A 23,464-nucleotide genomic window follows, 5' to 3' on the forward strand; every position below is an offset into this window, starting at 1 on the left:
GCCTCTTATGTATCAATACACCGCTTTCGACACCCAGTTCGTGAAACAGCGCGCCGCGCAGTTCCGTGACCAGCTCACGCGCTGGCAGACGGGCAAGCTGAGCGAAGACGACTTCCGCCCCTTGCGCCTGCAAAACGGCTGGTACGTGCAGCGCTACGCGCCCATGCTGCGCGTGGCAGTGCCTTATGGCGAGATCGCCAGCCGCCAGCTGCGCGTGCTGGCGCAGATTGCCCGCGAATACGACGAGCCCGAAGCCGCCGTCTTCAAGGCCGCCATGGAAGGACAGGGCAAGCTGGGCACCACGTTCCTGCCCAAGAACTGCGCCCACTTCACCACCCGCACCAATGTGCAGTTCAACTGGATTCCGCTGTCCAAGAGCGCCGACGTGATGGACCTGCTCGCCAGCGTCAACCTGCACGGCATCCAGACCAGCGGCAACTGCATCCGCAACACCACCACCGACGCCCTGGCGGGCATCGCCGTGGACGAGATCGTGGACCCCCGCCCCTATGCGGAGCTGATCCGTCAATGGTCCACGCTGCACCCCGAGTTCGCGTTCTTGCCCCGCAAGTTCAAGATCGCCATCACCGGCGCCAAGGACGACCGCGCAGCCACGGGCTGGCATGACGTGGGCCTGCACCTGGTCAAGAACGACAAGGGTGAGATCGGCTTCAAGGTGTTCGTGGGCGGTGGCATGGGCCGCACGCCGGTGATCGGCACCGTGATCCGCGAGTTCCTGCCGTGGAACCAGATCATGAATTACATCGAGGCCATCGTGCGCGTGTACAACGAGCACGGCCGCCGCGACAACAAGTACAAGGCCCGCATCAAGATTCTGGTGAAGTCCGAAGGCCAGCAGTACATCGACGATGTGGAAGCCGAATACCGGCAGATTTTGGAGATCGACGGCGGCCCCCACACCATCCCGCAGGCCGAGTTCGACCGCGTGGCTGCCTGCTTTGTGCCCCCCAAGCTGGCCGACATTGCCGACGTGGCCCCCGCAGCCTTGCAGGCATCTCTGGACGCACAGGCGGCAGAGCATGTGATGTTTGGCCGCTGGCTCAAGCGCAATGTGCACCCGCACCAGAACCCGCAGCTGCGCGCCGTGACGCTATCGTTCAAGCGCCCCGGCCAATCACCCGGCGACGCCACCAGCGAGCAACTGATCGCACTGGCCGACCTGGTGGACAAATATTCCGCCGGCGAAGCCCGCGTGACGCACGACCAGAACGTGCTGCTGCCTTGGGTGCACGCCAGCCGCCTGTTTGACCTGTGGCAAGAAGCCAAGGCCCTGGGCCTGGCCAGCGCCAACGTGCAGCTGCTGACCGACATGATCGCCTGCCCCGGCGGCGACTTCTGCGCGCTGGCCAATGCCCGCTCGCTGCCGATTGCCGAGGCCATCACCCAGCGTTATCAAGACCTGGACGAGCTGGACGACATCGGCGAGATCGACCTGCACATCAGCGGCTGCATCAACAGCTGCGGCCACCACCACAGCGGCCACATCGGCATCCTGGGCGTCGATAAGGATGGCAAGGAGTGGTACCAGGTCACGCTGGGCGGTTCCGACGGCTCTGACCTGTCGGGCGCAGCCGTGGCCGGCAAGGTGATAGGCCCCTCGTTCTCGGCGGCCGAAGTGCCGGATGTGATTGAGGCCGTGCTTGGCACCTACCGCGACCTGCGCGAAAGCGGCGAGACCTTCCAGAACACCGTGCGCCGGACTGGCCTCGACCCGTTCAAGGAAGCCGCCAAGCAGGCACGCCACAAAGAACCAGAAACCGCTGCAGCCTGAGCCCCGCAGCGTCGTACAGCACAGCCCCACAGACATGATGTTGAAACTAATCGCCGCCCAAGACCACCAGCCGCCTGCCGATGGCGACGCCCGCGCCGTGGCCCTGCCCAACGATGCCGATGCGCTGGCCCTGCCGCTCGATGGCGTGGACCGTGTGGATCTGCACTTCCCCAACTTCACCGACGGCCGCGCGTTCAGCCAGGCCTTCCTGCTGCGCCGCCGCCGTGGTTTTGCGGGCGAGATCCGCGCCACCGGCGACGTGCTGATTGACCAACTGGTGCAGATGCAGCGCACGGGCTTCAGCTCGGCCGTGCTGCGCGAAGGCGTGGACGCTGCCGATGCGCAGCGCCAGTTCGCACTGTTCCCAGGCTTCTACCAGGGCGACGCGGTGCAGCCGCAGCCCCATTTTGCAAAGGCCGCATGATGTCCAGCAGCTCCAGCCTGTTCTCTCGCGGCGCACCCGCCAAGGCCACCGAGGTACACGCCCGCGCCAGCGCCACGTTCGACGCCAAACTGGCGGAAACCCAGGCGCTCCTGCGCCAGGCGGCAGCGCTGGGCACTGATGCCGTGACCCAGGCATCCAGCCTGGGTGCCGAGGATGTGGTCATCACCCACCTCATCAATACGCTGCAGCTCGACATTCCGATCTTCGTGCTGGAAACCGGCGCGCTGCACACCGAAACGCTGGCCCTGCTGGAACGTACCCAGGCCTTTTCCCGCGCGCCCGTCAAGGTGTACCGCCCCGAAGCCGAGGTGGTGATCCACTTCATCCGCACCAATGGCCAGGACGCGATGTACCAAAGCATTGACCTGCGCAAGGCATGCTGCGGCATCCGCAAGATGGAGCCCCTGGCCCGCGCCCTGGAGGGTAAGAGCGCATGGATCACCGGCCTGCGCCGCGAGCAATCCAACGCACGCGCCGACGTGCCCCTGATCGATACAACAGAGGTCGCCACCAAGGGCCTGACCAAGTTCAACCCGCTGTCCAACTGGACCTGGGGCGACGTGTGGCACTACATCGCCACCAACGGCGTGGACTACAACCCGCTGCACGACCAGTTCTTCCCCAGCATTGGCTGCGCACCCTGCACACGGGCCATCAGCCTGGGCGAGGAATTCCGTTCGGGCCGTTGGTGGTGGGAAGACGAAACGGCAAAAGAGTGCGGACTGCACGCCAAGAATTGACTGCCGAGAAACGCCATGAATGCCCGCACCGACGCCACGCTGCTTGAGAAGAAAACCGACGACATGAGCTATCACCTGAACAATTCGCACCTCGACGCCCTGGAGGAAGAAACCATCTTCATCCTGCGCGAAGTCGCTGCCGCCTTTGAACGCCCCGCGCTGCTGTTTTCGGGCGGCAAGGATTCACTCGTCATGCTCAAGTGCGCCGAAAAAGCCTTTGGCTCCAAGGCCAGCGGCGGCGGCATTCCCTACCCGCTGCTCATGATCGACACGGGCCACAACTTCCCCGAGGTCACGGACTTCCGCGACTTCCGGGCAAAGGAACTGGGCGCCGAACTCATCGTCCGTAGCGTCGAGGATTCGATGGCACGCGGCACCGTGCGCCTGGCCCACCCCGGCGAATCACGCAATGTGCACCAGTCCGTCACGCTGCTCGAAGCGATTGAAGAATTCCGCTTTGACGCCCTGATCGGCGGCGCCCGCCGCGACGAAGAAAAAGCCCGCGCCAAAGAGCGCATCTTCAGCCACCGCGACAGCTTTGGCCAATGGCAGCCCAAGGCCCAGCGGCCTGAGCTGTGGACGCTGTTCAACACCCGCCTGCAGCCCGGCGAACACTTCCGCGTGTTCCCCATCAGCAACTGGACCGAACTCGATGTGTGGCAGTACATCGACCGCGAGCAGATCGCCCTGCCCAGCATTTACTACACGCACAAGCGCCAGGTGGTGGACCGCAAGGGCTTGCTGATGCCCGTCACCGAGCTGACCCCGCCGCGCGACGGCGACGTGGTGGAAACGCGCGATGTGCGCTTTCGCACCGTGGGCGACATCACGTGTACCGCACCGGTGGAGAGCACCGCCGCCACCCCGGCCGAGATCGTCATCGAGACCTTGGCCGCCGACGTGAGCGAGCGCGGCGCCACCCGCATGGACGACAAGACATCGGATGCTTCGATGGAGAAGCGCAAGAAGGACGGGTATTTCTGATGACCGCTATCAATTCAATAGCAACTGGCGCAAATAACACTAGCGCTACCAGCCAAAATGACCATATCTCCGCCCTCAAGTTCATCACTTGCGGTTCCGTCGATGACGGCAAGAGCACGCTGATCGGCCGCCTGCTGGTGGACAGCAAGGCCGTGCTGCAAGACCACCTGGCCGGGGTGCAGCGCCAGGGCGAGACCGACCTGGCCCTGCTGACCGACGGCCTGAGCGCCGAGCGCGAACAGGGCATCACCATCGACGTGGCCTACCGCTACTTCGCCACCGAGGAGCGCAAGTTCATCATCGGCGACGCGCCCGGCCATGAGCAGTACACCCGCAACATGGTGACTGCCGCCAGCAGCGCCGACGCCGCCGTGGTGCTGGTCGATGCGACCAAGCTCGACTGGAAGAACCCCGGCCTCGCATTGCTGCCGCAGACGCGCCGCCACAGCCTGCTGGCCCATTTGCTGCGTGTGCATTCGCTGGTGTTTGCCGTGAACAAGCTCGACGCGGTGGAAGACCCCGCGCTGGCCTGGAAGCACATCCAGGGCGCGCTGCAGTCGTTCGTCCAGGCGGCCGGCATCACCGTGCGCGCCACGGTGCCCGTGTCCGCCCTCAAGGGTTGGAACGTGGTGGACGCCCACGCGGGCTGGTGCGGCTATGACGGCCCCACGCTGCTGCAGGTGCTGGAAGCACTGCCCAACACCCCCGCAGACACAGCGCTGGCACCGGCCTTCCCGGTGCAGTGGGTCGAGAAGTTCTCGTCGTCCTCCGACACCTCGCAAGGCCGCCGTGTGTTCTGGGGCCGCGTGGCTGCGGGCAGTTTTGCGCCCGGCACGGCGGTGCAGATCTTCCCCAGCGGCCAACTGGCCACCGTGGCGCAAGTGCTGGACCACGCCCGTCGCCCCAAGGACGTGCCCGCCGGCACCAGCGCCGGCATCATCCTGGACCGCGAGGTGGATGTCTCGCGTGGCGACTGGATCCTGGCCGCGCCTGCTGTCGCTGCCCCCGCCGAGGACGACTTCGACACGCCCGCCAGCGTGCCCGCATGGCCTGCCAGCCGCGAGCTGCGCACCACCGTGGCCTGGATGGACGACGAGCCCCTGGTGGCTGGCCGCGTGTACTGGGCGCTGCACGGCCACCGCTGGGTCAAGGCCAAGGTCAAGGCCGTGGTGCACAAGCTCAACATCAACACGCTGGCCGAAGAGGCCGCCACGCAACTCGACCCCAACGCCATTGGCCATGTGGACCTGCTGCTGCAAGAAGCGATTCCCGCCGCAGCATTCAGCCAGGCCCGCGTCCTGGGATCTCTGATTCTGGTGGACACCGCTAGCCACAAAACGGCCGGTGCCGTGCTTGTGAACTGATCCCCATCAACACCTGAACGCCCTGACACCCCTCCTGAGAGAGGGGCCCTCTCCCCCAAGGCCGGTGAAAGCTTCTAAAATCGAGGGTTTTCACCGACCCACACAACTCCTGTCATGACCCACGTCGTTTCCGAAAACTGCATCAAGTGCAAGTACACCGATTGTGTGGACGTGTGCCCCGTGGACTGCTTCCGCGAAGGCCCGAACATGCTTGTCATCGACCCCGATGAATGCATCGACTGCGCCGTCTGCATCCCCGAATGCCCGGCCAACGCCATCTTTGCCGAAGAAGACCTGCCGGCCGACCAGATTGCTTTCATCAAGCTCAACGCCGACCTGGCCTTTGCCGACGGCTGGAAGAGCATCACCAAGCGCAAGCCCGCGCTGCCCGACGCCGACGAATGGAACGGCAAGCCGGGCAAGGTCAACGAACTAGTCAAGTGACCCCCCTGAGTCGCTTCGCGCCATCCCCCAAGGGGGACGCCACCAGTGGCCTGGCAAAGCCAGTTCCACGGTGGCACAGTTCTTTGGCAGCGCCAGTTTCGGGCGCTGCGCGCGTGGCTTGGGCATGATTCAAGAAACCGACGCCGTAGTCATCGGCGCGGGTCCCGTGGGCCTGTTCCAGGTCTTCCAGCTGGGACTGCAAGGCATCACCGCCCACCTCATCGACGCCCTGCCCCATGCGGGCGGCCAGTGCGTCGAGCTGTACGGCGACAAACCCATCTACGACATTCCGGGCATCCCGGTGTGCACCGGGCGGGAACTGGCAGACCTGCTGCTCAAGCAGATTACGCCGTTCAAGACCCAGTGGCACCTGAACACGCTGGTATCCGCACTGACGGTACACGCCGACGGGCGCCTGCTGATCGAAACCTCGCAGGGAGCACAACTGCTGGCCCGCAGCGTGTTCATTGCCGCAGGCGTAGGCGCCTTTGTGCCGCGCACGCTCAAGGTGGAAGGCATTGAGCGTTTTGTGGGCACCCAGGTCCACTACCAGGCCCTGCCCACCACTGCAGATGTGACCGGGCGCCATGTGGTCGTGCACGGCGGGGACGAGCCTGCTGTGGCCCGTGCCGTGGAACTGGCCGAACAGGGACAAGCCGCTCGCGTCAGCCTGCTGCACCGCCGCGACGTGTTCCAGGCCCCCGACACCCTGCTGCAGCGCCTGCAGCAATTGCGTGACGCTGGGCGCATCCACGTGGAGGCAGCGCAGATCACCGGCATCGTGACAGACGGCAACCGGCTGAGCGCCTTGCAGGTGGTGAACGCCGATGGCAGCAGCCGCGCCCTGGCGCTGGACCTGCTGGTCGCTGTGCTGGGCATTTCGCCGCGCCTCGGGCCCATTGCGGACTGGGGTTTGGCCATGGACCGCAAACAGCTGGTGGTGGACACGGAAGCCTTCCGCACCAGCGTGCCCGGCATATACGCCGTGGGCGACATCAACACCTACCCCGGCAAACGCAAGCTCATCCTGTGCGGCTTCCACGAAGCCACGCTGGCCGCCTTTGGTGCGGCCGAGGCGCTCAAGGGCGATAAGGTGGCGCTGCAGTACACCACCACCAGCCCGCGCCTGCACCAGTTGCTGGGCGTACTGCCTGCCGCAGCGGCCTGACCGGGCGCGCAGGCACACCACTACAATCCGCAGCGCACTGCTTTTCGCAAGTGCTACCGCTAGGGGTGTCGAAACTGGTCTGCCAGCATCGACTGAGAGAGTCCCTTTGAACCTGATTGAGATCATCCTCGCGCAGGGAAGCAAGTCCGCAACGGCACGACCCTGAAGACGTAAGGGTGCACCGGCGGGCGGCCCCTGCTCTGTGTCTGCTTACGGAGCCATTTCATGTCCTCATTGCCTGCCACGCACGCCACCAACGAAGCGCTGGCCCCTGTCTCCCCTGACCGCCGTGTCTTCCAGTGGCACGACCACGCCTCACTCTGGTTCAGCCTGGGTGTGGGCCTGCTGGTCATGCAGGTGGGCGCCTACCTGATGCCTGCACTGGGCACCCAGAAGGCACTGATTGCCATCGTCGCGGGCTCCATCGTGGGCGCGGGCCTTCTGGGCTGGGTGGCCAAGCTGGGCTGCGACAGCGGCCTGGCCAGTGCGGGCCTGATGCATGCTGTCTATGGCCGCACATTTGCCAGCCTGCCCATCATCCTGAACATCGTGCAGCTGGTGGGCTGGGGCACGTTCGAGCTGGTGGTGATGCGCGACGCTACGGTGGCCATCGGCCAGCAGTCGGGCAGCATGGCTGGCGCGCACTGGCCCGTGCTGGCCACGCTGCTGTGGGGCGGCGTGGTGATGCTGCTCATCAGCGGATCGATGGTACAGCTGGTGCGCAAGCTGATTGCTCGCGTGGCGCTGCCGCTGGTGGTGCTGTCGCTGCTGTGGCTGTCGTGGCAGTTCTTGTCGCTGGCACAAACGCAAGGTTTTGAAGCCCTGTGGACGCGCAAGGGCGAAGGCGGCATGGGCGTGCTGCCCGCGCTGGACCTGGTGATCGCCATGCCGATCTCGTGGCTGCCCCTGGTGGCCGACTACGCGCGCCATGGCAAGAATGGCGGCTCCGCATTGCGTGGCACCTGGCTGGGCTATGCGCTGGCCAACATGTGGTGCTACACGCTGGGCGTGTTGGTGGCGCTGACCTTGCCCAGCAAGGACTTGGTGCAGGCGCTGCTGCTTGCGCAAGGCGGGCTGATCGCGCTCTCGCTGATCTTGATCGACGAGGTGGACAACGCCTATGGCGACACCTATTCGGGCGCCGTGTCGGCCCACAGCCTGTTGCCACGCTGGGGCGTGCGCGCCTGGGGCCTGCTGGTGGCCGCGCTGTGCACGGGGCTGGCCCTTGTGCTGCCCATGCACAGCCTGGAGCCATTTTTGCTGCTGCTCAGCTCGGTGTTCGTGCCACTGTTTGGCGTGATCCTGGGCCGACTGGCGTTTGGCGCCGATGCTGCCGCGCTGCTGGCCACGGCGCGCAAGATCAACGGTGTACCCGTGGCGATCTGGCTGGCAGGTATTGCGGTCTACCACTTGGCGCCCAAGGTGCTGCCCGATGCAGGATCTGCCCTGCCAGCGCTGGTGTTCAGCTTTGCGCTGGCATGGGCCACACGGCCTCGCGCCCGGTGAACTGTCAAAACACTATCAAAAAATGAGCATTCAGCGCTTGATTGACTAGCGCTTGAGCCCCAAAACAGCCCAAACCGCCGGCAAGAGCACCCGCTGCGCCACAGGCGCATAGCCGTGGTTGAGGGGGCCGTGGCCGCGCCCGGTGGTGACGTCTGCCCCTGCAGCAATGGCTCCAAGGATGTAGGCCCGAGCCTGCTCCACAGCCTGCTGCAGCGGCAGGCCCAGAGCCAAGTGGGCGGCAATCGCAGACGACAGGGTGCACCCCGTGCCATGCCCGTTGTGGGTGGCAATGCGTGGTGACTGCAGCTGGTATCCCTGCGCTTCGCCCTGCACGGCCAGCACATCCACCACCCAGTCGCCCGGCAAGTGTCCGCCCTTGAGCAACGCGGCACGGGCGCCCAGGCGCAGCAGGTCTTGCGCGGCAAGCTCCAGCGCCTCCACGCCCTCGATGCTGCGCCCCAGCAGCCACCCGGCCTCGTCCAGGTTGGGCGTGACCACTTCGGCCAGCGGGAACAGCTCGTTCACCAGCACCGCCACCGTCTCCTGGGCAATCAGACGATCGCCACTGGTGGCCACCATCACTGGGTCCAGCACCACATGCGGCAGCTGATAGGAACGAATGGCGTCGGCCACCACACGCACCACTTCGGGCGAGTGCAGCATGCCAATCTTGACGGCATCCACGCCGATGTCCTGCACCACAGCGTCGATCTGGGCCCTGAGCATCTCGGGCGGAATGCCATGGATACCCGTCACCCCACAGGTGTTCTGGGCCGTGATGGCGGTGATGGCGGTCATGCCGTAGCAGCCCAGGGCACTGAAGGTCTTGAGGTCGGCCTGGATGCCCGCGCCGCCGCCACTGTCAGACCCGGCAATGGAAAGCACGCGTGCATAGCGGCGGCCCGTTGAGGGCAAAGAGGTCTGTGAAGTCATGGCAAAAATTATGGCCTATGCGCCAGGTCAAGGCAGCGTCACCGGGGGTTGTGCTGTAATTCATTTTCAGGACGAAACAGGGGTGTCCCACCATAGGGTGTGCGACTGAGAAATACCCTGGGGCCAGCGCAGAACCCTGTGCACTGCGGCCAACGCAGCAGCCCCGCTACCCGATCCAGGTCATGCTGGCGTGGGGAGTTTCCACCAACGGTGCCCCCGTTTTGTCCATGGCTGCATGCCACTACACGGACACACCGACGGAGCTATGTCACTTCAACCTTCTTCCTTTGCCGTCCTGGGCGCAGGCCTCATGGGCCGTCTGCTGGCCGTGGAACTGGCGCGCCTGGGGCACCGTGTGGACATCTATGACGCGGGCAGCCCCGCAGCAGAAAACTCGGCCGCCACCGTGGCAGCGGCCATGCTCGCCCCACTGGCAGAGTCCGCGATCACCGAACCCGGCGTGGTGCGCATGGGCCACCATGCGCTGACCCGCTGGCCCGAGTTGCTGGGCGCACTGTCAGAGCCCGTGTTTTTTCAGCAGGCTGGCACGCTGATCGTGTGGCACCGCCAGGACGCGGCCGAAGCCCAGCGCTTCACCCGCCAGCTCGAAACCAACCAGCGCACCCTGCCCGAGTTGCCGGCCCTGCAAAAGCTCGACAGCGATGCATTGGGCCAGGTGGAGCCGTCGCTGGCGCACCGCTTTGCCCAGGGCCTTTACCTGCCCGGCGAAGGCCAGCTGGACAACCGCCAGTTGCTGGCGGCACTGGTGGTGGAGATGGAGCGGCTGGCAGTGCGCACGCACTGGCACACGCCCCAGTCGCCCGAGGCCTTCACGCCCGGCGCACCGGGCCACCCCGAGTGGGTGCTTGACTGCCGGGGCCTGGGCGCCAGGGGTCAGTGGAGCGCCTTGCGCGGCGTGCGCGGCGAAGTGGCCCGCATCCATGCGCCTGACGTGACACTGCAGCGCCCTACACGGCTGGTGCACCCACGCTACCCCATCTACATTGCGCCGAAAGAAGACCATCTGTTCGTGATTGGCGCCACCGAGATCGAGTCCGACGACCGGTCCCCCGCCAGCGTACGCTCCACCCTCGAACTGCTGAGCGCCGCCTATGCGGTGCACCCCGGCTTTGCCGAGGGCCGTATTCTGGAGCTGGCCACGCAGTGCCGGCCGACGTTGCCCGACAACCTGCCCGCCATCCGCCAGACCCGCCCGGGCGTTCTGGAGATCAATGGCTTATACCGCCACGGCTTCATGATCTCACCCGCAATGCTGGATGTGACCTTGGAGGTGCTGAACACTGGACAATCGGCCCTGTCCAAACGTTTTGACCTCCGGGTGGAATTGGAGACCACCGCTCCAACCCCGACCGGCGTTGCAGCCCCCGCATTTGCATGAACATCTCGATCAACCAAGTCCCGCACGAACTGCCCGAAGGCGCCACCGTGGCCGATGCCGTGGCCGCCATCGAAGCGCGGCCCCCGTTTGCCGTGGCAGTGAACACCACTTTTGTGCCCAACACCCGCTACGCCGCACACCCCCTGCAACACGGTGATCGCGTGGAGGTCATCTCTCCCGTGACGGGCGGCTGAGCCTCTTTCTTCCTTCACCATGACACAGTCTTCAAGCCCTGACGCCCTGGTCCTGTACGGCCAGACCTTCCACAGCCGCCTGTTGCTGGGCACCTCGCGCTATCCCTCGCCCGCCGTGCTCGAAGCCGCCGTATTGCGCGCCCGGCCCGCCATGGTCACCGCCTCCCTGCGCCGCCAGGGCAGCAACCCTGCCGAGAGCGGCAGCAGCTTCTGGGAATTGCTGCGCAAGCTCAATGTGCCCGTACTGCCCAACACCGCTGGGTGCCATAGCGCACAAGAAGCCATCACTACCGCGCAAATGGCACGCGAGGTATTCAACACCCCCTGGATCAAGCTGGAACTGATTGGCGACGACTACACCCTGCAGCCAGACACGCTGAATCTGGTGGGCGTAGCCGAACACCTCATCAAAGACGGCTTTCAGGTGCTGCCCTACTGCACCGAAGACCTGGTGCTGTGCCAGCGCCTGGTGGACGTGGGCTGCCAGGCCGTGATGCCCTGGGCCGCGCCCATTGGCACGGGGCGTGGTCCCGTCAACCCCTACGCCCTGCAGACGCTGCGCGAGCGCCTAGATGTACCCATGCTGGTGGATGCCGGCCTGGGTCTGCCTTCGCACGCCTGCCAGGTGATGGAATGGGGCTACGACGGCGTGTTGCTGAACACCGCCGTGGCACTGGCACAAGACCCTGTGGCAATGGCTGGCGCGTTCGCGGACGCAGTGAATGCGGGGCGTGCCGCGCGCGTGGCAGGCGCCATGTCAGCGCAAGATGCCGCCCAGCCCAGCACGCCCGTGCTGGGCACACCGTTCTGGCACCATGCCCATGCGTGATATCACTGCCCTGGCGCAAGCCATCGTTTCGTACCACGCAGGTACCTTTGCCGGGTTTGCGCCCGAGCCGGTGCCTACCCCCACATCACAAGACCCCACCTACCTGGCTGCATTGCAGGCCTGCAGTGCGTTGGGCTTTGTTGCCCACGACGCTGAATGCCTGGCCCGCGCCTGGCAGGCTCGCGCACTTCGCACTGGCAGTGCACAGCCCGACCAATGGCCGGACGAGCCCCAGGACTTTGGCCTGCAGAACCTTCCCCGCGCCCAGCAGTTTGCCGCTTGCCCACAGCATCTGGGTCTGTATGCCGTTCTGCCCGACGCCCAGTGGGTGGGCCGTATGGCACGCACAGGGGTGCCCACTGTGCAACTGCGCTTCAAGTCGGACGATGCCCATGCCATCCGGACCGAAATCAACGCCGCCGTCGCTGCGGTGCAAGGCACGGGCGCACTGTTATTCATCAATGACCACTGGCGGGACGCCATCGAAGCAGGCGCCTACGGCATCCATCTGGGCCAGGAAGACCTGGATGCACTCACCGCCCAGGAACTGCAGACGCTCCACCGCTCGGGGTTGCGCCTGGGGGTGAGTACCCATGGGTATGCCGAAATGGTGCGTGCCGATGCCGTGGGACCCAGCTATATCGCCATGGGTGCCGTGTTCCCCACAACATTGAAAAAAATGGCCACCGCACCCCAGGGCGTGGGCAGGCTGGGGGTGTATGCACGACTGATGCGCCACTACCCGCAAGTGGCTATCGGAGGGATCAGTGCCGAACAGTTCCCCGCCGTACTGGGTACCGGCGTGGGTTCTGTGGCCGTGGTACGGGCCTTGGTCAATGCGCACAACCCTGAAACATCGGCCGCGCAGCTGATGGCGCTGATGCGCTGATGCGCTGATGCGCTGATGCGCTGATGCGCTGATGGCTTTGCAAGTATAGATAGCCACCGCTCAGAAAGACGCAGCGCTGGCTGGAAAACCGCCAGACGGCAGGTTTACTTGCGGTCGGTTTTCTTCATTTGCTCCAGCTCGAGGCGCAGCTCCATGAGATCGTTCTCCATGCCAAAGCCGACGGGCTGACCCGCTGGCGGCGGCGATGTCACGGGCACCGGGGGCAAATCGCTCAGCGTGAGGTGTGGCGGGTCCGACAGGTCCAGGTCGAGCGGAATACCCAGCGTATCCTCGCCAATGGCCGTAGGAGGATTGGAGGCGACTGCGGCAGAGGGCGCAGGCTCTGTCTCCTGCTGAGCCTTCATCGCGAATTCGAACTCCAGGCTGGCTGCCAGCGAATCGAGCGGAAGGTCGTCGTGCAGCGGCGTAGCTGCGGGACCTGAAGGGGCCACCAGGGTGTCGGACCGGGGCGGTGCCAGCGGCGTCGTCCGCTTGCGCGGCGGCGCAGCACCACGCGCGCTGGCGGGCGTGGTCTGTGCAATCGCTAACAGCAGCAACAGATCGTCATAGGCGGCCAGATCAAACGGCTCCACCGCCTCGGCACCTGTGCGACGGAACAGAAACTTCTCCAGCAAACCCAGCACCTCAGGCGTCGTCCACTCGGCCTCGATCTCGGCAAGCGCATCGGTGTAGTGGTACAGCATGCGGCCCGTGCGTTGAAACCCCACAAACTCTGGCACTTGAGCGTTGAATGACTGCATGAACTGCGTGCGCAGTTGCGCAAACTCATCCACGCGGCTGAGCGTGTGATACAGCCGCAATAGCTCCAGGTAGGCCAGCGGAGAAGTCTCGCGATGCTCGGCGATGTGATTCTTCAGAACTTCTATCGCCTGTTGGTGCTCGCCCACAGAGACAAAAAATTCGGCCTGCTGCTGGATGTCAAACAGCTCTTCGGGGTTGACGATGTGGGGCACCACTGAGGCCGCTGGTGGCGCAGATACGGACTTGGCCTGCAAGGGAGCGGGAGCGCTTGCTGCCGGGCTGGTCGCCACAAAGCGGGGTTCCACCGTCGCCGGGGCCGCCTTGTGGAGGGGCGCGGCGCCAGACTCGGGGTTCGCGGCGACGGCGTGAGGCTGAGTTTCTGACGGCAGCCAGGTGTCGCCGGGATGGGGCGTGAGACCGACTACCTCGTCATGCGCCGATGCTGCATCGGCACGTGCGCCCAAGGCCACGGAATCGCGCCACGACCGCACCGCTTTGTCAGAGGCGCTGCGCACCCGCGACCACATCCATGCCACGCCCGCCAACGCCAGGACCAGCAAACCTCCCAGGGCGTACACCACCGTCGCGGGAAAGCGCTCCTGCTCCATCAGATCCAGCTGCTGCTGCAACTGGCCGGCGGCAGCACGGTCTTTGGCGGCCTGGGCACGCAGCGCGGCGGCGTCCGATTCCAGCGCCTTCAGCCGATCGCCGTCCTTTTGCAAGTCTTCCGGCTGTGCGTTCAGGGACTTCCACAGCGCGGCGGCCTGGGCGCGCAGGGCGGACATGTCCTCGGACGGCGCCGTGGGCAACTGTGCTGTGGAGCGCAACGCCACAGGGCTCTCCAACCAGGTATCCAGGGGCTCAACCACCAGACGGGAACGTGCGGCGGGTGCAGCGGCCACCACCGACTTGCCGGGTGCCGCAGTGCCTACACGCGTCGGAGGCCGCGCGGCAGTTGCAGAATCCGGTGTGCGGCTGCCTGCAGCGGGCATTCGCACGGCCTTTGCAGCAGCGGACACCTTGTCTCCGGGCCTGGTGAACTGCGTCATGCCAGCCGTCGCTGTGGATGCGTCGGCAGCGCCAGAGGTTACGGCTGGAAGCCGCGCCAAATCCACCGGCGATGCAGAGGCTGACCGGGTAACGGTCGTTGGCAAATCAGAGAGGAACGTGTAGCTGCGTGTGGTTTTGCCATTGCAGCCTGCGGAAAGGGTAACGGTGAGCACCGGTTCATCCAGCGACACAGAGGCCAGCACGCGGACCCCCGAAGGGCGCCCACGCACCTCGGGCAAGGGGACTACGCGCACCTTGTTGTCACTGATGACGTTGTCGCCCGCCACCAGCTTGGCCGTGACGCAAGAAGAGGCGACATCCGTTCCAGGGTCGGGCTGCAACTCGAAAGACAGGTCGACAGGTGCGCCCAACACGACCGTACCACTACCATTGCCCAGGGACAGCGCCGAAGCACCGGCCGCAAGCGCCCACAATCCTGGTCCAAAAATGGTGTTACGGATTTTCACAATCAATTCTGTTTTTCGGTCCGGAGGATTCTTGCACATAAGTCCCAGATAAGGCCAGAGCCATAATGCCGCTATGAAAATTCAGTTTCCCAACATCGCCATCGTGGGCACTGGCGCCATGGGCCGGGGCATCGCGCAAATTGCTGCACAGGCTGGCAGCCAGGTTTTTCTGCTGGACGCAAACCCCGGAGCGGCCGATGCCGCCCTGACCGCCCTGCAGGAGCAATGGGACAAGCTGGTCGCCAAAGGCCGGATTGATGCGGAGCAGGCCAGCGCGCTGACTGCACGGCTGCACCCCGTCAAGACAGCGGCTGACCTGGTGGCCTGCGACCTGGTGGTGGAAGCCATCGTAGAACGGCTGGACGCAAAACAAGCCCTCTTCGTCGAACTCGAAGGGGTTGTGCGCGCCGATGCAGTGCTGGCCACCAACACGTCCTCCCTGTCCGTGACAGCCATTGGTGCAGCCCTCAAGCGACCAGAACGCTTGGCTGGGTTCCATTTCTTCAACCCTGTTCCGCTGATGAAGGTGGTGGAGGTGATTGCGAGCCTCAAGACAGATCCAGCGATCTGCACTGCGCTGGCCGCATATGCCAAGGAAATGGGACACACCCCCGTTCAGGCACAAGACACCCCCGGCTTCATCGTGAACCACGCCGGGCGCGGCTTTGGCACAGAGGCCCTGCGCATCGTGGGCGAAGGCGTGGCCGACTTCGCCACCATCGACCGCATCCTGCGCGACCAGGTCGGCTTCAAGCTCGGCCCCTTTGAATTGATGGACCTGACGGCGCTGGACGTCTCCCACCCGGTGATGGAATCCATCTACCGCCAGTACTACGACGAGCCGCGCTTTCGCCCCAGTGTGATCACCGCGCAGCGCCTGGCAGGCGGCGTGGTGGGCAAGAAGGCGGGCGAAGGCTTTTACCGCTACGTGGACGGCGTGGCGCAGATACCGGCAGAGGCGCCGCCGCCTGTGGTGGCAGAGATTCCCCCCGTGTGGGTTTCGCCCCGTGCCGCGCGCCGCGCGGAGCTGTACCAGCTGCTCAAGGACCTGGGCGCCGCCATCGAAACCGGCCAGTCGCCCTCGCCCCAGGCCATCACGCTGGTCGCGCCGCTGGGGTTTGACATCACCACCGTGGCGGTTGTGGAGCGCCTGGACCCGGCGCGCACCATCGGCATCGACATGCTGATCGACGACGCCGCTACCAAGCGCCGCGTGTTGGCCACCAACCCCGCCACCCGCGTGGACATCCGCAACGCAGCGCAAGCGCTGTTTGCCCGCGACGGCAAGGCCGTGAGCGTGATCCGCGACAGCGGCGGTTTCGTCACGCAGCGTGTGGTGGCCACCATCGTCAACATCGCCAGCGACATCTGCCAGCAAGGCATCTGCTCCCCCAAGGACCTGGAAACCGCTGTGACCCTGGGCCTGGGCTACCCATTGGGCCCGTTGGCCATGGGCGACCGCTGGGGCCCCACCAACATCCTGGAGGTGTTGTTCAACATGCAGACCGTGTATGGCGACACACGCTACCGCCCCAGCCCATGGCTGCGCCGACGGGGTGCGATTGGCCTGAGCCTGAGCCATGTCGAAGAAGACTGATCGCCAAGCACCACGGCCACCTCACTGAAGACCACCATGCCCGCAGAACTCCAGAGCACCAGTCAGGGCCAGACCCTTATCCTGACCCTTCGCAACCCCGAGCGGCGCAATGCCATCGACCCGGTGATGTATGCAGCGGGCGTGGAGGCGCTGGGCGTGGCCGAGAGCAGCCCCGACATCCGCAGCGTAGTCATCACGGGCGCCGATGGTATGTTCTGCTCGGGCGGCAATCTGCAGCGCCTGCTCGCCAACCGCCAGCAAGCGCCAGAGGTGCAGGCACAAAGCATCGAAGGCCTGCACAACTGGATCGAGACCATCCGCACCTACCCCAAGCCGGTGATTGCGGCCGTGGAGGGAGCTGCGGCTGGTGCAGGGTTTTCGCTGGCGCTGGCCTGCGACTTCATCGTGGCGGCCCGCAATGCCGTGTTTGTGATGGCCTACAGCAACGTGGCACTGTCGCCCGATGGTGGGGCCAGCTGGAGCCTGGCCCAGGCCCTGCCTCGCCAGATTGCCACCGAGATCCTCATGTGTGGTGACCGCATCGGCGCAGAACGCCTGCACGCACTGGGCTTGGTCAACCGCATTGCCGAAGCAGGCAACGCACTCGACACAGCCCTGGCGCTGGCCGAGCAGCTCAATACCCGTGCACCCAATGCGCTGGCCAGCATCAAGGAGCTGCTGAACGAAGCCCCCCATGCCCAGCTCACGCACCACCTGACCCATGAGCGCGACCACTTCGTCAAGAACCTGCACCACGCCAACGGCGAGGCGGGCATCTCTGCGTTCCTTGAAAAGCGTGTGCCCCGCTACGAGTAGCACTGCGCGGCAGACGCCTGCAGAGATCCCCTTTCACAGGCCCAACAACCCCCGGCACGCTGCCACCTAGCGCCGGGGGTTTTCTTTTGGCCTACGGGCAGACACGCAGGTGACAACCCTGACGCATTGCGCAGGTCCCTGACGCGACAATGGGCCTGTTTCTAGTCACCCAAAAGACAGGCCATGGACGACCCGATTCTTACTATCGAAGAACGTGAAGCGATCAACTCCGGTCGCTGGTTTTCATCCCTTTCACCTTCGCTACGCCACGACATCCTCCGATGTGCATATGTCAAACGCTTCAAGGACGGCGGCCTCATTGCCGCACGCGGCGACCCGCCCGAGGAGTGGATTGCGTGCGCGCGTGGTGCGGTACGGGTGAGCTCCACCTCCATCTCGGGCAAGCAGATCACGCTGACGTATGTAGAGCCGGGCATTTGGTTCGGCGACGTGGCGATCTTCGACGGGGACCGGCGCACGCACGACGCCTATGCACATGGCGACACCACCATCCTGTGCGTGGCCAAGGCCGACTTCAAGAAAATTCTTGCAGCGCACACCGAGTTTTACGAAGCCATGCTGCGCCTGCATGCGAGGCGCATTCGCCAGCTGTACGGCCTGGTGGAAGACCTCAACACCCTGCCCCTGCGCGCGCGGCTGGCCAAGCAGTTGGTGCATCTGGTTCGCAGCTACGGTATTCCCAGCCTGTCGGACGGCAGCGAGATGCGCATCGGTCTGCAACTGGCACAGGAAGAACTGGCACAACTGCTGGGCGCCTCGCGCCAGCGAGTGAACCAGGAGCTCAAGGCCATGGAACGCGAGGACGCCATCCGCATCGAGCCGGGCGGCCTGGTCGTGCGTGACCGCGAAGCACTGATGCGCATCGCCGAAACCGACAACTGACCCACTTACACAACCACTGACTGCCCGAACATTCATCCGCCCCTCCATGAGCAACTTTGACCATTTCGTCGGCACCCGCCCTGTCTCCGATCAGCACGCCTTCGACATCGAAACGCTGACTGCATGGCTCTCCAAGAACATGGAGGGCTTTGTGGGCCCGCTGACGGTGGAGATGTTCAAGGGTGGGCAGTCCAATCCCACCTACAAACTCATCACCCCCGGCACCAGCTACGTGATGCGCGCCAAGCCGGGGCCCGTGGCCAAACTGCTGCCTTCGGCCCACGCCATCGAACGCGAATTCGCGGTGATGAGTGGCCTGTACGGCACCGACGTGCCCGTGCCCCGCATGTTCGTGCTGTGCGAGGACGAATCGGTGATCGGCCGTGCCTTTTACGTGATGGAGTGCATGCAGGGCCGCGTGCTGTGGGACCAATCTTTGCCAGGGATGACGCCCGCCGAGCGCGGTGACATCTACAACGAGATGAACCGCGTGATTGCCGCACTGCACACCGTGAAGTTTGCGGACCGGGGCCTGGCCAGCTATGGCAAACCCGGCAACTACTTTGACCGCCAGATCGGCCGTTGGAGCAAGCAATACATGGCGTCCATCACGCAACCCATCGAAGAGATGGACCGTCTGATGGAGTGGTTGCCCGCCAACATGCCCGCCAGCGCGCGGGACGAGTGCCATGTGTCCATCGTGCACGGCGACTACCGCCTGGACAACCTGATGTTCCACCCCACCGAGCCGCGCGTGATTGCTGTGCTCGACTGGGAGCTGTCCACGCTGGGCCACCCGCTGGCCGACTTCAGCTACCACTGTATGAGCTGGCACATTCCTGCCTCGCTCGGGCGCGGTATTGCAGGGCTGGACATAGGCGCGCTGGGCATTCCCGACGAAGACACCTACATCCGCAAGTACTGCGAGCGTACCGGCATCGCCACGCCTGAAGCCTTGCGCGCGGACTGGAACTTCTATCTCGCCTACAACATGTTCCGCATAGCGGCCATCCTGCAAGGCATTGCCAAGCGGGTAGAGGCCGGCACGGCCTCCAGCGCCCAGGCCAAGGCCTCAGGCGATACCGCACGACCCATGGCCCAGCTGGCCTGGTCGTTTGCGCAGCGCGACTGAACACGCGACGCAACGCCAAGCGCCGCCCCACGATTACCAACGGAGAAGAAACCCATGGACTTTGACTACTCGCCCAAAACCAAGGAACTGCAGGCCAAGCTGCTCCAGTTCATGGATGACCACATCTATCCGAACGAGTCTGCCTACAAAGACGAACTGACCGCCAACACGGCTGCGGGCAAGCGCTGGAGCGCGCTGAACACCATCGAGAACCTCAAGCCCAAGGCCCAGGCCGCCGGGTTGTGGAACCTGTTTCTCCCGGTCGATAGCGCCGCAGCATCGGGCTACGCCGGTGCAGGGCTGACCAACCAGGAATACGCACCGCTGGCAGAAATCATGGGTCGTGTGCCATGGGCCAGTGAGGTGTTCAACTGCTCCGCACCAGACACCGGCAACATGGAAACCATTGCCCGTTACGGTGACGATGCCAACAAGGCCCGCTGGCTCAAGCCGCTGCTCGAAGGCAAGATCCGCTCCGCGTTCGCGATGACCGAACCCGACGTGGCATCGAGCGACGCCACCAACATCGAAACGCGCATTGAGCGCCAGGGCGACGAGTATGTGATCAACGGCCGCAAGTGGTGGATCTCCGGTGCTGCCGACCCGCGCTGCGCCGTGTTCATCACCATGGGCAAGACCGATCCCGAAGCCCCCCGCCATTCACAGCAGAGCATGGTACTGGTGCCCGCCGACACCCCCGGCATTAAGATCATCCGTCCGCTGAACGTGCTGGGCTATGACGACGCGCCTCACGGTCACGTCGAGATGACCTTCGAGAACGTACGTGTGCCAGTATCCAACATTCTGCTGGGTGAAGGCCGTGGCTTCGAGATCGCCCAAGGTCGCCTGGGCCCCGGACGCATCCACCACTGCATGCGCCTCATCGGCTTGGCTGAACGTGCCCTGGAGCTGATGTGCAAGCGCGCTTCGTCGCGCGTGGCCTTTGGCAAGACCGTGGCCCAGCAGACGGTGACGCAGGAGCGTATTGCCGAGGCCCGCTGCAAGATCGACATGGCCCGTCTGCTCACGCTCAAGGCTGCGTGGCTGATGGACGTGGCCGGCAACAAGGTTGCCAAAACCGAAATCGCGATGATCAAGGTAGTGGCCCCCAGCATGGCCTGCCAGGTGATCGATTGGGCCATGCAGGTGCACGGCGGCGGCGGCATGTCTGACGACTTCCCCCTGGCCTACGCCTACGCCGGTGCGCGCACCCTGCGTTTTGCCGATGGCCCGGACGAAGTGCACCGCAACGCCATTGCCAAGTGGGAGCTGGGCAAGTACGGCAGCTACGGCCGCGACGCCGCAGTGCCGGTGACACGCGGTAGCTGAAGCGCACCTACGGCGCACTCACGGCGCCCCTATGGCCTTGCTGCGTCCTGCGCCTGTGCATCAGCAGGCGAAGGGTGCGGCAGGTTCTGCAAAGCCCCTTGGGCAGCCGCCAGTAGCAATTGCGTAGCCTGGGCGATTTCCTTCAGGCTGCGCTGGGTATGCTCCATGCGCAGGTACACCTTGCCACGTACCAGCATCAACAACAGCGGCGACTGCGCTCGCACTTCGCCGCCCTCGCCTTCGACTATGTTGAGCAGTTGAGACACGACGGGCGCATGGATCCAGCGCTGCGCGGTCTCCATGCGCTCGGCCACCACCGCAAAGTGCTTACGGAACGAGGCCGGCAGCCCCGGCCAGGCTACCTCTTCATACATGGCCAGCCAGCGCATTTCCTCGGGCAGGCTGGCATTCACCGTGGTCTGCAATGTGTCGGTGATGGCGTTGTAGGCGTTGCCCTCCAGGGACTCCTGCAAGGGGCGGTTCAGCACCATCACCGCCGCATCAGGGTCCACTCCCAGATCGGCGCGCCCTCGCAGCTCCAGGCCGTGTACGTAGTCGCGCGTAGGGTTGCCACACTCCAGCCGCCACGGACGAGCGCCCAAGTCGCCCCCCAGATCAAAATGCCCCTCTACCGACTGCGGCACGATCGCCAGGCGCTGGGTGGCTGCCCACCGGACCACCTCTTGATTGGACACAGGTCGTGTGGCAGTCGCGCCGCCAGACAGATTCAGTGCTTTGCGAAGACGGTCAAGCATGGTGATTCGAAGCCCTGGGCTTCGCGGAAGTCACGGATGCAGGCATTATTGGGGGCATTGGCCGCTGCGGCAAACCGGGTGAACGCCTTCTGTGACCTGGTTCACCATGCCGGAAGGACAAAGCGGCGAACGGCTGGTGTGGCCACTCCCCAAGCGCATGGGCGCTGCACCGCGCCGGAGCGCCCCCGCCGCATTCACTTTTGGCGATCTGAACAGCCCACATGCTCTTCTCTATGGACCGCAGACTTGCGCTTATCACGGTGGCTGGTGCGCTGGCCGCTCCGGGGACCGCCCTGGCGCTGCCCGACGACGCATCGGCCAGGGTGCGCCAGCTGGTGCGCTGGTCCGCTGCGACGGCCGACCACCAGGGCTTGCCGTTTGCCGTGATCGACAAGCCCGCTGCGCGCATCCACGTGTTTTCTGCCCAGGCCCAATGGCTGGGCAGCGCGCCCGTGCTGCTGGGTGCCGCTGCAGGCGACCGCACAGCCATGGGCATCGGGGCCAAGCCGCTGGCCCACATCCGTCCGCACGAACGTACCACCCCTGCAGGCCGCTTTGTGACCGAACCCGGCCGCAACCTGCAGGGTGAAGACATTGTGTGGATCGACTACGACGCCGCCGTCTCACTGCACCGGGTGCGCAGCGTGAGCGCCGCAGAGCGCCGCCTACAGCGCCTGGCAAGCTCCAGCACCCGAGAAAAACGCATCAGCTATGGCTGTGTGAACGCACCCGCAGCGTTCTACGACCAGTTCATCGCGCCCAGGTTTGGGCGGGCGCCAGGGGTGATCTACGTGCTGCCGGACACCGAGCCTTTTGCTACATTTTTTGAAGCATCCAGCACATATGAATAGTGCGCTACCGGCCGATTTCACTCAAATTCTCTGCCCAACACGCCGTGGGAGCAGGAACCGGCACTTCCGGCGTTAGCCACCCAGACGTCGCCCAGACTCAAGCCGCTGCGCGTTGCAAGCGAAAGACCGGCCGGCGGCCGCCCACCACCAGCCCCTTGGCATTGCGGATGACCGCGTTTCTGCGCGGCGCCAGTGCCTCTTGCTGGGTGGGGTCCAGCCATCCCAGCTGGTCCATCACCTCCACCGCAGCCGCCACCTGCGCCGCCATGTTGCCGTCCATGATCTTGAGGGCAAAGGCCTCGCCACGGCTGCGGCTGCCCACCACCTGCACCCCGTCGGCCCCGGTCTTCGAGACCCAGTCGCCCCGCCCTGCCCGCATGAAATCCAGGTCGTGCCGACCGGTGCCGGAGCCCAGCTCCGGGCGTTGCACCATGGCATCGGCCAGTGCGGTCAGGCTCCGGTCCAGATCCGTGTCGGGCGCCCCACCCGCCAGGCGCGCATAGCCCCGGGCCAGGTGCGCGAGCGGCATGGCGTAGTTGGGGGCGGAGCAGCCATCGATGCCCATGGCCAGTTGCTCAGGCGCCAGCCCCACTGCCTGCGCCACCCGCTCACGAATCGCCCGCTGCAACGGGTGCGCAGGGTCCAGATGGTTGTCGAGCGGCCAGCCCTGCTGCACACACTGGGCGACAAAACCCGCGTGTTTGCCGCTGCAGTTGTTGTGGCGCTCGTCGGGTACTAATCCGTCTGGCAGCACGCCGAGGCCCAGTTCCGCAAACAGCGGCCGATGGCATCCGCAGCGCAGAACGTGGTAGTTCTGCCCCACGCTGTCCAGCATGCGCTCAACCTGCTGCACATGCATGGGCTCTCCGTTGTGGCTGGCGCATAGCAGGGCCAGTTCGCTCACGCCCCAGCCCAGCGCCTGGGCCCCGCCGGACTGCAAGAACGGCAGGGCCTGAAATGCCTTGATGGTGGAGCGCGTGAACGTGACCGTGTACGGGTCGCCCACCTGCGCCAGCACACGGCCATGGCAATCGGCCACCGCCACGGCGCCCCAGTGCTGGCATTCGGCGAGGTCGCCCCGGGTCACCTCGATCAGCGGAACAAAACCCATGGTG

General features: G+C 65.0%; 22 protein-coding genes and 1 riboswitch. Of the genes, 18 read left to right on the plus strand and 4 right to left on the minus strand.

Features of this window, described 5'->3' with window-relative positions:
• Positions 1-7: 7 nt before the first annotated feature.
• The 8 genes from AC1Q64_RS01360 to AC1Q64_RS01395 all read left to right on the plus strand — a co-directional run bounded on the left by AC1Q64_RS01360 (position 8) and on the right by AC1Q64_RS01395 (position 8,443).
• Positions 8-1,792 (plus strand): nitrite/sulfite reductase, encoded by a 1,785-nt coding sequence (locus AC1Q64_RS01360; RefSeq protein ID WP_492250190.1) that lies wholly within the window; start codon positions 8-10, stop codon positions 1,790-1,792.
• 40 nt (positions 1,793-1,832) lie between these two features.
• Positions 1,833-2,216 carry a DUF934 domain-containing protein gene (locus AC1Q64_RS01365; protein WP_291435074.1) on the plus strand — a complete coding sequence of 128 codons (384 nt, stop codon included), beginning with the start codon at positions 1,833-1,835 and terminating at the stop codon, positions 2,214-2,216.
• Positions 2,216-2,977 (plus strand): phosphoadenylyl-sulfate reductase, encoded by a 762-nt coding sequence (locus tag AC1Q64_RS01370; RefSeq protein ID WP_492250191.1) that lies wholly within the window; start codon positions 2,216-2,218, stop codon positions 2,975-2,977. Before AC1Q64_RS01365 ends, AC1Q64_RS01370 begins: the two co-directional genes overlap by 1 nt.
• A 15-nt stretch (positions 2,978-2,992) precedes the next feature.
• A complete protein-coding gene (gene cysD, locus AC1Q64_RS01375) occupies positions 2,993-3,961 on the plus strand; it encodes a sulfate adenylyltransferase subunit CysD (protein WP_291435024.1) in 969 nt (322 codons plus the stop codon).
• Positions 3,961-5,325, plus strand: coding sequence for a sulfate adenylyltransferase subunit 1 (locus AC1Q64_RS01380; protein WP_492250192.1), 1,365 nt, complete (start codon positions 3,961-3,963; stop codon positions 5,323-5,325). The genes cysD and AC1Q64_RS01380 overlap by 1 nt, the downstream gene beginning before the upstream one ends.
• Before the next feature lie 114 nt (positions 5,326-5,439).
• Complete coding sequence (gene fdxA, locus AC1Q64_RS01385; RefSeq protein WP_055393870.1) at positions 5,440-5,769, plus strand: ferredoxin FdxA; 330 nt, start codon at positions 5,440-5,442, stop codon at positions 5,767-5,769.
• 124 nt (positions 5,770-5,893) lie between these two features.
• Positions 5,894-6,937: an NAD(P)/FAD-dependent oxidoreductase gene (locus AC1Q64_RS01390; protein ID WP_492250193.1), complete on the plus strand. Its 1,044-nt coding sequence runs from the start codon at positions 5,894-5,896 to the stop codon at positions 6,935-6,937.
• A gap of 51 nt (positions 6,938-6,988) precedes the next feature.
• Positions 6,989-7,093: riboswitch (TPP riboswitch) on the plus strand.
• Between the two features lie 69 nt (positions 7,094-7,162).
• Entirely contained in the window at positions 7,163-8,443 is a 1,281-nt protein-coding gene (locus AC1Q64_RS01395) for a purine-cytosine permease family protein (protein WP_492250194.1), read from the plus strand.
• A 45-nt stretch (positions 8,444-8,488) separates the two neighbouring features.
• Here the strand turns inward: AC1Q64_RS01395 and thiD are convergent, their stop codons facing one another.
• Complete coding sequence (thiD, locus tag AC1Q64_RS01400; RefSeq protein WP_492250195.1) at positions 8,489-9,376, minus strand: bifunctional hydroxymethylpyrimidine kinase/phosphomethylpyrimidine kinase; 888 nt, start codon at positions 9,374-9,376, stop codon at positions 8,489-8,491.
• Between the two features lie 265 nt (positions 9,377-9,641).
• Between thiD and AC1Q64_RS01405 the strand changes: the two genes are divergently transcribed.
• Genes AC1Q64_RS01405 through AC1Q64_RS01420 form a run of 4 tightly spaced genes read left to right on the plus strand, consistent with a single transcriptional unit; the run spans position 9,642 to position 12,687 of the window.
• Positions 9,642-10,775, plus strand: a complete 1,134-nt coding sequence (locus AC1Q64_RS01405) for an FAD-dependent oxidoreductase (RefSeq protein WP_492250196.1) — start codon at positions 9,642-9,644, stop codon at positions 10,773-10,775.
• Positions 10,772-10,969: a sulfur carrier protein ThiS gene (gene thiS / locus AC1Q64_RS01410; RefSeq protein ID WP_492250197.1), complete on the plus strand. Its 198-nt coding sequence runs from the start codon at positions 10,772-10,774 to the stop codon at positions 10,967-10,969. The genes AC1Q64_RS01405 and thiS overlap by 4 nt, the downstream gene beginning before the upstream one ends.
• A gap of 19 nt (positions 10,970-10,988) precedes the next feature.
• Positions 10,989-11,798: a thiazole synthase gene (locus AC1Q64_RS01415; RefSeq protein ID WP_291435041.1), complete on the plus strand. Its 810-nt coding sequence runs from the start codon at positions 10,989-10,991 to the stop codon at positions 11,796-11,798.
• Positions 11,791-12,687, plus strand: coding sequence for a thiamine phosphate synthase (locus AC1Q64_RS01420; RefSeq protein ID WP_492250323.1), 897 nt, complete (start codon positions 11,791-11,793; stop codon positions 12,685-12,687). Before AC1Q64_RS01415 ends, AC1Q64_RS01420 begins: the two co-directional genes overlap by 8 nt.
• Positions 12,688-12,791: 104 nt before the next feature.
• Here AC1Q64_RS01420 and AC1Q64_RS01425 read toward each other — a convergent pair whose 3' ends face one another.
• On the minus strand, positions 12,792-14,873 hold the full coding sequence (locus AC1Q64_RS01425; RefSeq protein WP_492250198.1) for a hypothetical protein: 2,082 nt from the start codon (positions 14,871-14,873) through the stop codon (positions 12,792-12,794).
• 166 nt (positions 14,874-15,039) lie between these two features.
• Between AC1Q64_RS01425 and AC1Q64_RS01430 the strand changes: the two genes are divergently transcribed.
• The 5 genes from AC1Q64_RS01430 (at position 15,040) to AC1Q64_RS01450 (ending at position 20,743) form a co-directional block, all read left to right on the plus strand.
• Positions 15,040-16,563 carry a 3-hydroxyacyl-CoA dehydrogenase gene (locus AC1Q64_RS01430; protein WP_492250199.1) on the plus strand — a complete coding sequence of 508 codons (1,524 nt, stop codon included), beginning with the start codon at positions 15,040-15,042 and terminating at the stop codon, positions 16,561-16,563.
• A 36-nt stretch (positions 16,564-16,599) separates the two neighbouring features.
• Positions 16,600-17,379, plus strand: coding sequence for an oxepin-CoA hydrolase, alternative type (locus AC1Q64_RS01435; RefSeq protein ID WP_492250200.1), 780 nt, complete (start codon positions 16,600-16,602; stop codon positions 17,377-17,379).
• Between the two features lie 183 nt (positions 17,380-17,562).
• Positions 17,563-18,282: a Crp/Fnr family transcriptional regulator gene (locus AC1Q64_RS01440; RefSeq protein ID WP_100410718.1), complete on the plus strand. Its 720-nt coding sequence runs from the start codon at positions 17,563-17,565 to the stop codon at positions 18,280-18,282.
• A 46-nt stretch (positions 18,283-18,328) separates the two neighbouring features.
• Positions 18,329-19,414 (plus strand): phosphotransferase, encoded by a 1,086-nt coding sequence (locus tag AC1Q64_RS01445; RefSeq protein ID WP_492250201.1) that lies wholly within the window; start codon positions 18,329-18,331, stop codon positions 19,412-19,414.
• Positions 19,415-19,468: 54 nt separating this feature from the next.
• Positions 19,469-20,743 carry an acyl-CoA dehydrogenase family protein gene (locus AC1Q64_RS01450; protein ID WP_492250202.1) on the plus strand — a complete coding sequence of 425 codons (1,275 nt, stop codon included), beginning with the start codon at positions 19,469-19,471 and terminating at the stop codon, positions 20,741-20,743.
• Between the two features lie 29 nt (positions 20,744-20,772).
• Here AC1Q64_RS01450 and AC1Q64_RS01455 read toward each other — a convergent pair whose 3' ends face one another.
• Complete coding sequence (locus AC1Q64_RS01455) at positions 20,773-21,498, minus strand: hypothetical protein (RefSeq protein ID WP_492250203.1); 726 nt, start codon at positions 21,496-21,498, stop codon at positions 20,773-20,775.
• Positions 21,499-21,731: 233 nt separating this feature from the next.
• Here AC1Q64_RS01455 and AC1Q64_RS01460 point away from each other — a divergent pair, with 233 nt between their 5' ends.
• Positions 21,732-22,349 (plus strand): hypothetical protein, encoded by a 618-nt coding sequence (locus AC1Q64_RS01460; RefSeq protein ID WP_492250204.1) that lies wholly within the window; start codon positions 21,732-21,734, stop codon positions 22,347-22,349.
• 97 nt (positions 22,350-22,446) lie between these two features.
• On the opposite strand, the gene AC1Q64_RS01465 is transcribed toward AC1Q64_RS01460, so the two are convergent.
• Positions 22,447-23,460 (minus strand): asparaginase, encoded by a 1,014-nt coding sequence (locus AC1Q64_RS01465; protein ID WP_492250205.1) that lies wholly within the window; start codon positions 23,458-23,460, stop codon positions 22,447-22,449.
• Between the last annotated feature and the right edge of the window lie 4 nt (positions 23,461-23,464).

Source organism: Acidovorax sp. GW835-FHT14G06, assembly GCF_058793595.1.